The organism is Streptomyces sp. PL-25 (assembly GCF_058344915.1).
Map to the genome: position 1 here is coordinate 4,720,615 of NZ_CP136997.1, position 14,360 is coordinate 4,734,974.

At 73.2% G+C, this 14,360-nt stretch carries 13 protein-coding genes; 10 read left to right on the top strand and 3 right to left on the bottom strand.

Annotated elements, in window-relative coordinates; all coding sequences use genetic code 11:
• Nucleotides 1-19: 19 nt before the first annotated feature.
• The 3 genes from R4Z62_RS21430 to R4Z62_RS21440 form a co-directional block, all read right to left on the bottom strand.
• Nucleotides 20-1,288 (bottom strand): hypothetical protein, encoded by a 1,269-nt coding sequence (locus R4Z62_RS21430; protein WP_491520640.1) that lies wholly within the window; start codon nucleotides 1,286-1,288, stop codon nucleotides 20-22.
• 114 nt (nucleotides 1,289-1,402) lie between these two features.
• Nucleotides 1,403-1,930 carry a SigE family RNA polymerase sigma factor gene (locus R4Z62_RS21435; RefSeq protein WP_491520641.1) on the bottom strand — a complete coding sequence of 176 codons (528 nt, stop codon included), beginning with the start codon at nucleotides 1,928-1,930 and terminating at the stop codon, nucleotides 1,403-1,405.
• Between the two features lie 143 nt (nucleotides 1,931-2,073).
• Nucleotides 2,074-3,795, bottom strand: a complete 1,722-nt coding sequence (locus tag R4Z62_RS21440; RefSeq protein WP_491520642.1) for a chitinase — start codon at nucleotides 3,793-3,795, stop codon at nucleotides 2,074-2,076.
• A gap of 504 nt (nucleotides 3,796-4,299) precedes the next feature.
• On the opposite strand from R4Z62_RS21440, the gene R4Z62_RS21445 reads away from it, so the two are divergent.
• From R4Z62_RS21445 to R4Z62_RS21490, 10 genes are all read left to right on the top strand, one after another.
• Entirely contained in the window at nucleotides 4,300-5,229 is a 930-nt protein-coding gene (locus tag R4Z62_RS21445; RefSeq protein ID WP_491521908.1) for a hypothetical protein, read from the top strand.
• Between the two features lie 109 nt (nucleotides 5,230-5,338).
• Nucleotides 5,339-6,046, top strand: coding sequence for a Flp pilus assembly protein CpaB (cpaB, locus tag R4Z62_RS21450; RefSeq protein WP_064534962.1), 708 nt, complete (start codon nucleotides 5,339-5,341; stop codon nucleotides 6,044-6,046).
• Nucleotides 6,047-6,059: 13 nt separating this feature from the next.
• Entirely contained in the window at nucleotides 6,060-7,316 is a 1,257-nt protein-coding gene (locus R4Z62_RS21455; protein WP_491520643.1) for a CpaE/TadZ family protein, read from the top strand.
• A 185-nt stretch (nucleotides 7,317-7,501) separates the two neighbouring features.
• Nucleotides 7,502-7,831 (top strand): hypothetical protein, encoded by a 330-nt coding sequence (locus tag R4Z62_RS21460; protein WP_064537605.1) that lies wholly within the window; start codon nucleotides 7,502-7,504, stop codon nucleotides 7,829-7,831.
• A 193-nt stretch (nucleotides 7,832-8,024) separates the two neighbouring features.
• Nucleotides 8,025-8,432, top strand: coding sequence for a TadE/TadG family type IV pilus assembly protein (locus tag R4Z62_RS21465; protein WP_491521909.1), 408 nt, complete (start codon nucleotides 8,025-8,027; stop codon nucleotides 8,430-8,432).
• A complete protein-coding gene (locus tag R4Z62_RS21470) occupies nucleotides 8,429-9,766 on the top strand; it encodes a TadA family conjugal transfer-associated ATPase (protein ID WP_491520644.1) in 1,338 nt (445 codons plus the stop codon). Before R4Z62_RS21465 ends, R4Z62_RS21470 begins: the two co-directional genes overlap by 4 nt.
• A gap of 121 nt (nucleotides 9,767-9,887) precedes the next feature.
• The gene (locus R4Z62_RS21475; RefSeq protein ID WP_064534965.1) at nucleotides 9,888-10,829 is read left to right on the top strand and encodes a type II secretion system F family protein; all 942 of its coding nucleotides are present in this window, start codon (nucleotides 9,888-9,890) and stop codon (nucleotides 10,827-10,829) included.
• A 105-nt stretch (nucleotides 10,830-10,934) separates the two neighbouring features.
• Nucleotides 10,935-11,822, top strand: a complete 888-nt coding sequence (locus R4Z62_RS21480; RefSeq protein WP_491520645.1) for a DUF5936 domain-containing protein — start codon at nucleotides 10,935-10,937, stop codon at nucleotides 11,820-11,822.
• Between the two features lie 289 nt (nucleotides 11,823-12,111).
• A complete protein-coding gene (locus tag R4Z62_RS21485; RefSeq protein WP_491520646.1) occupies nucleotides 12,112-13,404 on the top strand; it encodes a sensor histidine kinase in 1,293 nt (430 codons plus the stop codon).
• A gap of 84 nt (nucleotides 13,405-13,488) precedes the next feature.
• Nucleotides 13,489-14,343, top strand: a complete 855-nt coding sequence (locus R4Z62_RS21490; protein WP_491520647.1) for a response regulator transcription factor — start codon at nucleotides 13,489-13,491, stop codon at nucleotides 14,341-14,343.
• The last annotated feature ends 17 nt before the right edge of the window (nucleotides 14,344-14,360 follow it).

Sequence of the window (14,360 nt, forward strand, 5' to 3'; positions counted from 1 at the left end):
GCCGCCCTCGGAGCGGTCGTCAGCCGAGCGACAGCCACTTCGGGTCGGTGGCGATCCGCTCCAGCTGCTTCATCGTGAGCGCCGGTTCCTTCCGGGTCGCCGGTGAGTTCTGCCCGCCGGAGTTGAAGGCGCTGACCACCACGCGGCGCCCGTCCGGCCGGATCGTGTCCACGGTCCACATGACGATCCCGTCGATGCCCTTCTCGCCGGGCCCCCGGTGCGTGACGACCTTGGTGCCGTCCGGCAGCGTCTCGGCGCCCGAGCCGAACAACTGGCCCTCGACGTCGCGCATGTCCGGCTGGTCGTTCACCTGGACCAGGCTGCGGCCCCGGCCGTCGTCCACGACGACGTACCCGAAGCCCGGATCCGGCGTCCCCTTCGAGACCACCTTCAGCCCGCGCGGCACCAGACCGGCGAGGGTCGCGGACACCGAGCCGTCCCGGGCGGGCGGCGCGGCGCTCGCCCGCGGGTCGACGGGGACGGCGGCGGCGAAGTCCCGCCACTCGCGCGCGGTGGCGAGCGCCTTCAACCCGGCGGAGTCCAGCGGCGGTTGCTCCCGGGTGACGGGGGAGCCCTTCTCGGCGGCGGCGTTCCACTCACGCACCGAGACGTGCTCGCCGCGCGGGGTCACCAGCTCGGCGCTCCACAGCTTCGTACCGCTGCGCCGGTTCGGGTACTCGTAGCCGTGGAGGACCATGAGCGCGGAGCCGTCGGCCAGCTTCGCGGCGGAGCAGTCGTCGAAGGCGATGAACGCCCCGTCGGGGCACTGCGCGGTCCGGCGGGCCTCCTCGCTGCCGGGCAGCAGGCGGTTCACGGAGACGGCGACGGCGGCCTCGCCCCGCCCGTCGTCGTAGACGACCCGGGCGTACGGGGACGCCGTCCTCCCGGCGACCGGGGTGTCCGTGCCGCGGCCCTCCTGGCTGCTGAAGCTGCCCCGGGGGAGCAGCTTCTTGAGGGTGGCCACGAGGGCGTCGGCGGTCACCGCCCCGGCGGGCGTGGCCGGGGTGGAGCGGGGTGCGGGGCTCGTGGCGGCCGCCGCCTCCTGCTGCCGGCCGCCGGTCCCGCCCGGCAGGACCACCGCCCCGGCCGCACCGATGAGCGCGACCCCGGCGACACCGCCCGCGACGGCGGCCCACCGGCGCGTGCGCAGCCGCCGCCCGCGCAGCTCGCCCCGGGCGGCGAGCAGGGCCTGATCGGTCCGGAACGTGCTGCCGGTGTCCCGCAGGGCGTCGGTGAGCCGCTCCCCGAAGTGCTCGTCCCCGAGGGGGTCGTGGTCTGCGACAGGCATGGCGAACCGCCGTTTCTGTGAGTGGGTCCGGGATCGGTCGTGAGGTGGGGCGTACGGGCGTCGGGGCGGCGCAGGCGCAGGCGCAGACGCAGGCGCCGGGGCCGGGGCCGCGGGTCAGCGTCCGGCGGGCTCGCCGAGGGAGTCGCCGAGCAGGACGCGCAGCCGGGCGAGCGCGCGGACGCAGCGGGTGCGGACGGCGGCCGGGCTGGTCTCCATCACTGTGGCCGTCTCCTCCACGCTGCGGTCCTCCCAGTAGCGCAGGACCACCACCGCCCGGTCCTTCGCGGACAGCCGCCCCAGCGCGTCCAGCAGCGTCAGCCGCAGCGGCGCGTCACCGCCCGGGTCGGGGTCGGCCACCTCGGGAAGCACCTCGGTGGCGCGTTCCCTGCGGCTGCTGTGCCGGCGTTGGTGGGCGAGGAAGGCGCGGGTCAGCACCGTCTGCACGTACCCGGCCGGATTGCCCACGCGGGACACCCGCCGCCAGTGCAGGAACGCCCGGCCGAGCGCCTCCTGCACCAGGTCCTCGGCGAGATGGGTGTCGCCCCCGGTCAGCAGGCAGGCCGACCGGTACAGGTGCCCGGCACGCGCCGCCGCGAACTCGGGATACCCGTCGTACCCCGCCTCGCCGCCGCCCCACCGCATACGCCCCCCTGTGGTCCGCGCGCCCGTTCGCGCGCCCTCACCCCATTGATGCGGTGGACCCCCGCAAATGTTTCACCGGAAACGAGAAGTGCGGCGCCGTCGGTGACGGCGCCGCACTGCGGGGGGTTCGGGTCAGGCGGGGATCACGGCATCGCGTGGACGTGCGCGCCGACCGAGTTGGACCAGGCGTTGCCCGCGGCGGCGTCCCAGTTGGTGGACCAGGTCATCGCGCCGCGCACGTCGGGGTAGGCCTTCGAGGGCTTGAAGGTGCCGCAGTTGGTCAGCTTCGCCAGGCAGTCCAGGGCGTTGTTGACCACGGTCGGGGAGACGTAGCCGCCGCCCGCGCCGCTCGGGGAGGCCGGCAGGCCCAGGCCGACCTGCGAGGGGGCGAGGCCGCCTTCGAGCTGGATGCAGGCGAGCGCGGTGAGGAAGTCGACCGTGCCCTGCGAGTAGACCTTGCCGTCGCAGCCCAGCATGGCGCCGCTGTTGTAGTACTGGGTGTTGACGACCGTGAGGATGTCCTTGATGTTCAGGGCCGTCTTGAAGTAGCCCGCGCCCGTCGACTGCATGTCGATGGTCTGCGGTGCCATGGTGATGATCAGACCCGAGCCGGCCTTCGCGGACAGGGCGCGCAGGGCCTGCGTCATGTACGTGGGGTTGAGGCCGTTCTCCAGGTCGATGTCGACGCCGTCGAAGCCGTAGGTCTGCATCAGGGAGTAGACCGAGTTGGCGAAGTTCGTCGCGGAGGCCGGGTCGCTGACCGAGACGGTGCCCTTCTCGCCGCCGACCGAGACGATGACCTTCTTGCCGGCCGCCTGCTTGGCCTTGATGTCCGCCTTGAACTGGTCGACCGTGTAGCCCTTCAGGCCCGCCGAGTCGAGGTTGAAGGTGACCGCGCCGGGCGTGGTCGTGGCGTCGGCGAAGGCGACCGCGATGATGTCGTACGCCGAGGGGACGTCGGAGATCTTCTGGACGGTGGCGCCGTTGTTGAAGTTCTGCCAGTAGCCCGTCACCGCGTGCTTGGGCAGGTTGCCGCCGTGGTTGCCGTCGCCGCCGCCGGGCGCCGTGGTGGCGCTCACCGCCGCCGACCTGGCCGACTCGCCCGCCGCGTTGGTCGCCGAGACCTGGAAGGAGTAGGCGGTGGAGGCGGACAGTCCGCTCACCGTCGTGGAGGTGCCGGTGACCGCCGAGACCTTGGTGCCGTCGCGGTAGACGTTGTAGCCGGTGGCGCCCGAGACCGCGCTCCAGGACAGGTCGACCGAGGAGGAGGTGGCGTTGCCCGCCGCCAGTCCCGCCGGGGCCGACGGGACCGTCGGGTCGGGGTCGCCCCCGCCGCCCCCGTCCGGGCCGGAGACGGACACGTCGTCGGCGTAGTAGGCCGCCTGGCCGTACCAGCCGTGCAGGTAGACCGTGACCGAGGTGGTCGAGGAGCCGGTGGTGAAGGTCGTGGAGAGCTGCTTCCACGCGGCCGAGTCCGGGGTCCAGGTGGAGACGTCCGTGGTGCCGGTGCCGGTGGCGCCGAGGTAGGTGTAGCCGCCCTGCACCCAGGCGCTCAGCGTGTACGTCGAGTTGGGCTTGACGGCCACCTTCTGGGTGCACTGCGCGGTGTCCTGCCCGGCCGGGGCGGCCTTCAGCGCGGACGAACCGGCGTGCACCGGCGTGGAGACGGTCGAACCGCTGCCTGCCGAACAGGTCCAGTTGCTCAGACCCGCCTCGAAACCGGCGTTCTTGGCGTTGTTGACGTCGGCGGCCGAGGCCTGGCCGGTGCCCGCCAGGGAGAGGGCCATGGCCGCGGTGACGGCTCCGGACCAGATGCTCAGCGGCCGGAGCCGTCTGCTTGAGGGTGTGCCTGGGGCGCGGTCCACTGGGGCCTCCGGGGGAGAGGAGAAGGAAGGGAGGGAAGAGAGCAAAGGGCGGGAAGAACGGGAAGGAAGTACGGGAAGGAAGAGAAGGAAGAGGGGGAGAGCGGGAGGGGACGTCATGAACTGCGGTGCCGCTGCTGGTCGTACAAGTTGGTCCAGACCAATTGCATTGTCAAGAGGTCCAGACCAAATCCGTGCCCTGCGAGGCGTCCGGAACCGTCCGCTCCGTGCCCTCCGCCCGGCGCGGCGGGAGTCAACCGACCGTCGCGCCGCCACGCTTTCGGGTCGGCTCCGGGCGCACAACCTGCCCGGGTTTGAAATGACTTGTGCGGCAACGCATGCCATCGGGTCGGCGAATCGCTGTTCTCCGGTCACAGGCGCGTGGTTACAGTGCTCACGTAGTCACGCAGTGAAGTCAACTCGGTGCGCCGGACCAACACCGGCGGGCCGACCGGCGGCAGACGGGGAGCTGGCGTGTCAACTGCGATCGCGGTGACCGGCGCGGACATGGCACTGCCCGCCCAGGACGAACGGACCGTGCCCGCAGCGGTCCTGGGGGACCTGGCCCGGGAGCCCCTGGAGCGCACGCTCGACGGCATACGGACCCTGCTCGACCAGCACCCGCACCTGATCGTCGTGTACTCGCGCGCCCTGCCCGCCGGGGCCGAGCGCCGGCTGCACACGGTGCGTTCGCTGCTGGAGAGCGACCGCATCGCCCTCTACCGCTCCGACCTGCCGCCGCTCGGAGTCGCCGTCCTGGCCCGCCAGTTACGCCAGCTGGCCTCCTGCGACCTCGGCCCCGGGGTGCTGGCCTCGGCCGCCCGCCTGCTCACCCACTACGTCCACTGCGGTGCCGTGCTCAACTCCGTCACCCGCCTGGACCGCGTCCCCGTCGACCTCAAGGCGCACGCCAGGTCCTGGGTGCCCGGCAGCCAGTTCGGCGTCCTCGCCCATCCCCAGCCCCAACTGGTGCGCATCGGCCCCGAAGCCACCCTCGCCGGACCGGACTTCGCGACCTGGATGCTGGTCGCCAAGGGCCAGCTCCAGTCCGACTGGATCGGCGCCCACCTCGCCCCGGCCTGGCGGGCGCTCGGCCTGCGCGAGGCCGCCCTGCCGGGTGAGTCCGCCGCCTGGTGGGGCACCGGGAAGCTGATCGAGTTCTGCGGCTATCTGCCCGACCTGTCGGTCCTCTACCAACTCGTCGCCTCCGTACGGCAGAGCGTGTGCCACTGGTGCGGCATCGACGTCATCGGCGACCGCTGCGTCTTCTGCTCCGCCGCACCGCCCGACCCCGGGGAACGGCCGCACGGCCAGGGGGAGTACGGCGCGTACGGCGCTTCCGGTACGTCCGGTGCCCGTGGTGCGCCAGGTGCTCACGAGGCGCACGAGGCCCACGAGCCGTACCGGACCCAGGAGAACCGCGCCCCCGCCGGCTGAGCCCCCGCCCTCCGGCCGGGCCGCACCGTCAGGCACCGCCCGCACCCCGTCGAATCCGCCGAATCCGCCGAATCCGCTCGAACGAACCCCCAACGAGGTCGTACGGCTCATGAACTCCCGTCAGCGCCGCGGCGTGATACTCCTGCTCCTGTCCGTGCTGTGCGCCCTCGGCGCCTTCGCCGGCGTGCTCTCCCTCATCAGCGACGTCAGGTCGAAGGTCGGCCCGGAGGTCACGGCGTACCAGCTGAAGGCCGACGTACAGCCGTACACACCGCTGAGCGCGGGCCAGTTCGAGAAGATCCGGATGCCCGAGCGCTGGCTGTCGCCCAACGCCGTCACCGACCTCGGCCAGATCCGCGGCAAGATCGCGGTCACCACGCTGCGCCAGGGCTCCCTGCTCCAGAGCGACATGATCGTGAACCAGCCCGCGCTGCGCCCCGGGCAGCAGGAGGTCGCCATCATGATCGACGCGGCCACCGGCGTGGCGGGCAAGATCACCCCCGGCGCCACCGTCAACGTCTACGCCACCTTCCCCGGGGCGCGGCAGGGCGACCCTGCCCAGTCCAAGATCATCGTGACCAACGCCCGGGTCCTGGACGTCGGCCGGATCACCGCCCTCGACCCCGGCGCCGACAGCCGCGACCGGCAGCCCACCGAGGCCGTGCCCATCACCTTCGCGCTCTCCACCATCGACGCCCAGCGCATCACCTACGCCGAGTCCTTCGCCCAGCGGGTCCGGCTCGCGCTGGTGGCGCCCGGCGGCGACACCGACGTGCCGGCCAAGGACCGGACCTACGAACTCGCGAACGACAAGTGAGAGGCCCGCAGCCATGCCCACCAGGATCCTCCCGGCAGCCGGCGACGCGGACGCGGTCCGGTCCCTCACGACCCTGCTCAGCCAGCTCCCCGACGCGGAACCGCTGGCCGCCGCCGGTGACTCCACCCAGCTCGTCGACACCCTCGCCCGGCTGGCCGCCGAATCCATCGACGAACTGCCCGAGGTCGTGGTCGTGCACGAACGCGTCGGCCCCGTCCCCGCGCTGGAGCTCATCCGCGAGGTCGCGCTGCGCTTCCCGGCCGTCGGCGTCATCCTCGTCACCTCCGACGCGAGCCCCGGCCTGTTCTCCGCCGCCATGGACGCCGGTGCCCGCGGCCTGGTCCCGCTGCCGCTGGGCTACGAGGAACTGGCCAGCCGGGTCCAGGCGGTGGCCCAGTGGTCGGTGGGCGTACGGCGCCACCTCGGACACGGCGCCGACCTGTCCGGCGGGGCCGGCGGACGCGTGGTCACGGTGAGCGGGGCCAAGGGCGGGGTCGGCACCACCCTGACCGCCGTCCAGCTCGCCCTGGCCGCCCAGGCGTCCGGCCACAGCACCGCCCTGGTCGACATGGATCTCCAGACCGGCGACATCGCCTCCTATTTGGACGTCCAGTTCCGCCGCTCGGTCGTCGACCTGGCCGCCATCACCGACCTCTCCCCGCGCGTCCTCGCCGACGCCGTCTTCCGGCACGACACCGGCCTCGCCCTGCTGCTCGCCCCCGGCGAGGGCGAACGCGGCGAGGAGGTCACCGACCGGGCCGCCCGCCAGCTCGTCGGCGCGCTGCGCTCCCGCTACGAGATCGTCGTGCTGGACTGCGGGTCCCAGCTGGGCGGCGCGGGCGCGGCGGCCGTGGAGACCGCCGATACCGCGCTGCTGCTCACCACCCCGGACGTGATCGCGGTGCGCGCCGCGAAGCGGACCGTGCGGATGTGGGACCGGCTGCAGGTCCGCAAGGCGGAGGAGACCATCGTGGTGGTCAACCGCCACAACCGGGCCACGGAGATCCAGCCCGCGCTCATCGGCCGGATCACCGGCACGCCGGTGGCCGCGACCGCCGTCCCCGCCAACTTCAAGGAGCTCCAGGGCCTGGTCGACGCCGGCCGTATCCACGAACTGGACGCCCGGAGCACGGTCAAGCAGGCCCTGTGGGGCCTGGCCGCCGAACTCGGCCTGGTCAAGCGGCCGGTGACCGCCGCCAAGGGACACGGCCGGATGCGCGGCGACCGGGGCTCGGTCAGCTTCCGGCGGCGCAGGGAGGCGGGGGGATGAGCGGGGGGACGAGTGGGGCGACGAGGGGGCGAGGGCGGTTACGGGGTGACGTGCGGGGCCGGTTGCGCGGTGGCGTGCGGGGCGGTCGCGCGCGGGGCGCGGGCGCGTGGTCTCCGGTCCCGTACGGCGGGGCGCGGGCGCGGCTGCGGTCGGACAGCGGGCAGGTCTCCGTCGAGTTCCTGGGCATGGCGCCGACCATCATCGTCACGCTCGTCCTGATGTGGCAGTGCGTGCTGCTGGGATACACGTTCACGCTCGCCGGGAACGCCGCCGACGAGGGAGCGCGGGCGGGCACCGCGGCCACCGGCGACTACCAGGGCGCGTGCGAGCGGGCCGCCCTGGGCGCGCTGCCGGGCGCGTGGCGCGGCGACGCCGCGATCGACTGCGGAGGGCGGGGGAGCGGCTATGTGACGGCGACCGTGCACCTGCGCGTCCCCGTCCTGCTGCCGGGTCTGGTCGGGTTCCCCGTCCCGGTGAGCGGCCATGCCGCCGCCGTGGAGGAGGTGAAGCGCTGAGATGCCGTGGATGCGGGTGCGCGAAGGTCTGGGGCGGCCGGGACCGTCGAGGGGGCCGGGGCGGCTGGTGAGACCGGTGAGGCCGGGGCGGCTGGTGAGACCGGGGAGGCCGATGAGTTCGGGGCGCTCGGGACCGTACGGCTGGTGGCTCGGATCCGGTCGACCGGACCGGTGGGACCGGTGGGACCGGTGGATCCGGCGGTCCCGGCACGGGGCGCGCGCCGACCGCGGTCAGGTCGCCATCGAGTACCTGGGCTTCGTCCCGGTCCTGCTGCTGGTCGGCCTCGCGGCCATCCAGATCGGACTCGTCGCCTTCTGCGCCCTCCAGGCCGGTACGGCGGCACGGGCGGGGGCGCGCGCGGCCTCGCTCGGTCACGACGCGCAGGGGGCGTGCGCGGCGGCGGTCAGCGGCGGGCTCTCCGGACGTACCACCTGCGTCCCCGCGCCCGGAGGCGACACGGTCACCGTCACGGCCACCGTGCGCATCCCCTCCGTCATCCCGCTGTGGAACCCGGTGGGCACCGTCCGCAAGACCGCCACCATGCCGCTAGACGACCCCCGCTCGACCAGTGACCGAGGACGAGGAGCCCCGCCCCCATGAGTCTGCGCGCACGCATCAACTCCCCGCAGGAGCAAGGCAGCCGGGGCGAGGACGCCCACCTGGTCGCCTCCTACCGGGCGAAACTCCTGGAGGAGATCGACCTCGCGGAGATGAGCGCGCTCGCGCCCGCCGAGCGCCGGGTACGGCTGGAACGGGTGCTCGGGCACATCATCAGCCGCGAGGGCCCGGTCCTGTCGACGGCCGAGCGCTCCCAGCTGATCCGCCGGGTGGTCGATGAGGCCCTCGGCCTCGGCATCCTCGAACCCCTGCTCGAAGACGCGTCCATCACCGAGATCATGGTCAACGGCCCCGACGCGATCTTCGTGGAGCGCGGCGGCCGGGTCGAACAGCTCCCGCTCTGCTTCGCCTCCCACGAGCAGCTGATGCAGACCATCGAACGGATCGTCTCCACCGTCAACCGGCGCGTGGACGAGACGAACCCCATGGTCGACGCCCGGCTTCCGTCCGGCGAACGCGTCAACGTGATCATCCCGCCGCTGTCGCTGACCGGCCCCGTCCTCACCATCCGCCGCTTCCCGCGCTCCTTCACCCTCCAGGAGCTGATCGGGTTCGGCTCGCTCGACGAGCACATGCTCTATCTGCTCGCCGGACTGGTGCAGGCCAGGTTCAACATCATCGTGTCCGGCGCCACCGGCACCGGCAAGACCACGCTGCTCAACGCCCTGTCCGGGCTGATCCCGGACGGCGAGCGCATCATCACCATCGAGGACTCCGCCGAACTCCAGCTCCAGCAGCACCACGTCGTACGCCTGGAGGCCCGCCCGCCCAACGTCGAGGGCCGCGGCCGGATCAGCATCCGCGACCTCGTCCGCAACTCCCTGCGCATGCGCCCCGACCGCATCGTGGTCGGCGAGGTCCGCGGCGGCGAGTCGCTGGACATGCTCCAGGCCATGTCGACCGGCCACGACGGCTCGCTGGCCACCGTGCACGCCAACAGCGCCGAGGACGCCCTGATGCGCCTGCAGACCCTGGCCTCCATGTCCGAGGTGGAGATCCCCTTCCCGGCCCTGCACGACCAGATCAACAGCGCCGTGGACGTCCTCGTCCAGCTCACCCGCTTCGCGGACGGCGCTCGCCGCGTCACCGAGATCGCCCTGCTCGACAGCCACGGCGGCGAGCCGTACCGGCTGGCGACCGTGGCCCGCTTCGCCGCCCGGCCCATGACCGCGGACGGCCGCGTCCACGGCGCCTTCGAGCACCACCCGTTGCCCCGCCGCGCCGCCGACCGCCTCCACATGGCGAGCCAGCCCGTCCCTGCGGCCTTCGGCGTCGCCCGGTCCACGGACCAACTGGCCACCCGGGAGGCCGTATGAGCTGTATGAGCGGTATGAGCCGTACGACGAGCACGACGAGCACGACGAGCACGACCACCACCCGGCCACGACGAGCCTGGACCAGGCGGTCGGGAGCCGTCCCGCGGTCAGGAGCCACCCCATGGAACTGAGCACCCTCGTCACCCTCACCACCGGTGTCGCCCTGCTGGCCTGCGTCCTGGCCGTCGTCGGCCTGCACGCCTACACCTCCGGCCGGGCCCAGCGCGCCGAACTCGTCGACCGGCTCGCCCTGACCGGCGGCACCGAGACGGGCCGCAGACGCCGCTTCCGCTCCCTGGACCGCAGGCTGCGCCGCACCGCCCTCGGCCGTCGGCTGGAACTGCGGCTCGCCGCCACCGGCCTCGACGTCACCCCCGGCGAGTTCTTCGCCTGCATGCTCGCCGTGGTGGCCGCCCTCTGGCTGATCGGCCAGGCCGCCCTGGCTCCGTTCTTCGGACCGCTCGCCGGGCTCCTCGGTGTCTGGGCCGCCGTGCAGTTCCTCAACTGGCAGCGCGCCAAACGCATCGAGAAGTTCATCAACCAGCTCCCCGAACTCGCCCGCATCCTGGCCAACGCCACCCAGGCCGGCCTCGCCCTGCGCACCGCGATCGGCATGGCCGCCGAGGAACTGGAGGCCCCCGCGGGCGAGGAGCTGGGCAAGGTCGCCCACCAGCTCGCGCTGGGCGCCTCGATGGACGACGCCCTCGGCGAACTCGCCGACCGGCTGCCCTCCCGCGAACTCGTCGTCCTGGTCACCACCCTCGTCCTGTCCAACCGCGCCGGCGGCCAGGTCGTCGGCGCCCTGCGCAACCTCACCGAGACCCTGGAGGAGCGCAAGGAGACCCGCCGCGAGGTCCGCACCCAGCTCTCCCAGGTCAACATGACCTCGTACGCGGTACCCGTGCTCGGCGTCGGCGCGCTCTTCCTGATGAACGGCGTCAAGTCCGGCGCCCTGGAGCGCATGACGGGCTCCCCGCTCGGCCAGGGCGCCGTGATCGTCGCCTTCGCGCTCTACGCCGTCGGCTTCTTCCTCATCCGCCGGATGTCCCGCATCGACGTGTAGCACCGCGAGAACCGCGAGAACCGCGAGAACCGCGAGAACCGCGAGAACCGCGAGAACCGCAGGCGTGGGAAGACAGACGGGACGACAGAAAGGAGAGAACCGACGATGGCATGGCTGCTCGCCCTGGTGGCGGCGCTCAGCGTCGCGGGCGTCTTCGCCGGTGTCCGCATGTACCGCGCGGACGCGCGGCTGCCCAGCGACCTCGCCCTCGCCCTGGAGGTCGGCGCCACCCGCACCGGCGCGGTGGGCTCCGTCATCGACCGCCTGGGCGTGCGCTACGCCCCCGCCGTACTGCGGCTGATGGGCCCCAAGCTGGTCGCGCGCTACCGCCGCAAGATCGACCTGGCGGGCAACCCGGGCGGCCTGACCATCGACCGCTACGCGGCCCGGCGCGCGGTCTACGGCTTCCTCGGCGGCTTCGGCGGCCTGATCTCCCTGCTGCGCGGCCAGTACGTCGTCGCGCTCCTGCTCTTCGCCTTCGGCGCGTTCTGGACCGAGGTCGGCATCTGGTCGGCCATCCGCATCCGCCGCGACGTCATCGAGCGCACGCTGCCCGACTTCCTCGACGTCCTCGCCGTCGTCGTGAGCGCCGGACTCGGCTTCCGCCAGGCGCTGGACCGGGTGGCCTCCCGGTACGAGGGCCCGTGGGCGGACGAACTGCGCATCACCCTGCGCCAGATGGACCTCGGGATGAGCCGCCGCGAGGCGTTCGCGGAACTGCGCCGCCGCAACGACTCCGAGCAGGTCGCCATGTTCGTCACCGCCCTCCAGCAGGGCGAGGAGCTGGGCGCGCCGATCGTCGACACGCTCGTGTCCCTGGCCAAGGACATGCGCCGCACCGACGCGCAGAACGCCCGCCGCAAGGCCGCCCGCGCGGTGCCCAAGGCCACCATGATGATCACCACCTTCATGGTCCCGGCCACCCTCATCCTCCTCGCCGCGGGTCTCCTCCTGGGCTCCGGCGTGGACTTCGGCTCCGTCACAGGGGAGTAGGGGCCAGATGCGTACGACCATGCCGACCACGGAGGAACGCCACCTCCGCACGGGCTCACTCCGGCACGCGCCGCGCACGGCGGCGGAAGCGGGGGGAGGGGGAGGGGCGGCCGAGCCTGCGCCTGCGCCCGAGCCTGGGTCCGCGCCCGCGCCTGCGCCCGCGCCAGTCCCTGCCCCGGTACAGGCGCAGGTGCAGGTACAGGCGCCTGAGGGTGTCCCCGCCCTCGGACCCGCTCCCGCCCCGCACCCCCTCGCGACGGAAAAGCTCCAGATCAGCGCCCTACAGGCGATGTGCCGCCATGTCTTCGCGTTCCGCCTGGCGATGATCGCGCTGGCCGCCCCCGTCGCCCTCGTGCACGCCGCCCCCGGCCTCGCCGTCCGCCTGGTGGGCGCCGCGGTGGTCGTCACCTTCATGGGCTCCTACGTCCTCTTCCGGGACTGGGAGCGCTTCGGCCCGCTGCTCCTGCGGCACCCCACCCTCCTCGTCCTGGACACCCTCTTCGGCGCGCTCCCGCTCATCGCGGCCGGACCGGACAGTGTCCTGGCGTACGTCAGCGTCTGCACCCCGCTGCTGGCCGGCCTCGTCTACGGCTGGCGCGGCGCGGCGCTCTTCGCCTCGCTCCAGTCGCTGATCCTCTTGCTGGTGCACATCGCCGCCAGGCAACCGCACGCCGACCTGGCCCAGTCCGCCCTCTTCCCCGGCCTGTGCCTGATCGTGGGCGCGGTCGGCGCCACCCAGCGCACGCTGCTCCTCCGCTTCGGCGAGGCCACCCGCACGCTGACCGCGGTCCAGGCACGGCTCGCCGTCACCGAGGCCGTGAACGCCGAACGCGCGCGTCTGGCACGGGAGATGCACGACTCGGTGGCGAAGACCCTGCACGGTGTGGCCCTGGCCGCCGACGGCCTGGCGTGTTCGGCCGGGGCGGGCCGCCCGGACCCGGCCCTGATCCGGCGGCAGGCCGACCTGGTCGCCCGCTCGGCCCGCCGCGCCGCCGCCGAGTCACGGGAACTCCTCACGGACCTGCGGCGCGCGCACGACCCGGACCGCAGGACGGACCTGCGCGCGGAACTGGCCGCCGAGGCAAGGGCGTTCAGTTCCCGCACGGGCGTGCCGACGACCTGCCGCACGAGCAGGAGCACGAGCACGCCCACGGCCACGACTTCGACCACGACACCGACCACGACGACGGTCCCGGTCACCAGCCGTGAGCCGGAGACCTGCCCCCCTCCGCTCCCCCCGCTGCCGCCCGCCGTCGCCCGCCATCTCCTCGCCATCGCCGCCGAGGCGATGGAGAACGCCCACCGCCACGCCGCGCCGACCTGCGTCGAGGTCGGCGCGGGCGTCGACGGCGGCCTGCTCCGCCTCACCGTCCGCGACGACGGCCGGGGCCTGCCCCCGGGCACCACTCTCGAACATCTGTGCGGCAGCGGCCACTTCGGACTGCTGGGCATGACCGAACGCGCCACCGCGATCGGCGCCCGCCTCCGCGTGGGCCCGGCCGACCGGCCCGGGACCGGTACGGAAGTACGCGTCGAACTCCCCCTGGACGCTCTGCCGCCCCACCCACCCGACCGCCGCTGACCGCCCCCCGCCCACCCGACCGCCTCTGCCCCCCTCCCTCCCCGCACCGCCTCCGGACCCGCCCGCACCCGAGAGGAGGCCCCGATGCCGCCCGCGACGCCGCCCCCGCCCCCCGCCCCGCCGCCGTCCCAGGAACCTGGACCGGGCCGCCGCCGGCCCCTGACGGTCGTGGTCGCGGACGACAACCCGGTGGTCCGCGCCGGGCTGACGGCGCTGCTCAGCGGGCGCGAGGACATCACGGTGGTGGCCCAGGCCGCGGACGGCCGCGAGGCGTGGGAGGCCACCCGCCTGCACCGGCCGGACGTGGTCCTGCTCGATGTCCGGATGCCCGGGGTGGACGGCATCTCCGCCCTGCCGTACCTCGTACCGGTCGCCCCGGTCCTGATGCTCACCTACAGCCGTGAGCCGGAGGTCGTCCAGGAGGCCCTGCGCCGGGGCGCGGGCGGCTATCTGGTCCACGGCGAGTTCACCGCCGACCAACTGGTCGACGCCGTACGGGACATCACGCACGGACGTGCCCACCTCACCGCCACGGCGGCGGGAGCCCTGCTGGGCCGGCTGCGGCAGCTCCCCGCACCGGCGGCGGGTTCCCTGCCGGAAAGCCTCGGAGATGCGAATGCACACGAGTCGATGACCTCAACTCCCGTTCCTCCCAATATTTCTGTCGAATCGCTTTCGCAGATGCAACCGCCTGTGAGACAGTCGTCCTCGGTCGACAGGGCGAGGTTCCGACTCAGCGCGAGGGAGGCGGAGATCATGGACCTCATCGCATCCGGCATGACGAACCAGCAGATCGCCACCGCCTGCTTCATCAGCGAGAAGACCGTCAAGAACCACATCAACCGGATCTTCGCCAAGCTGCACAGCACCAGCCGCGCCGAGGCCGCCGCCAAGTGGCTCGGCACGGCCCCGGACTCCCCGTCGCAGGGACGGGGGTGACCCGGGATGCCGACGCC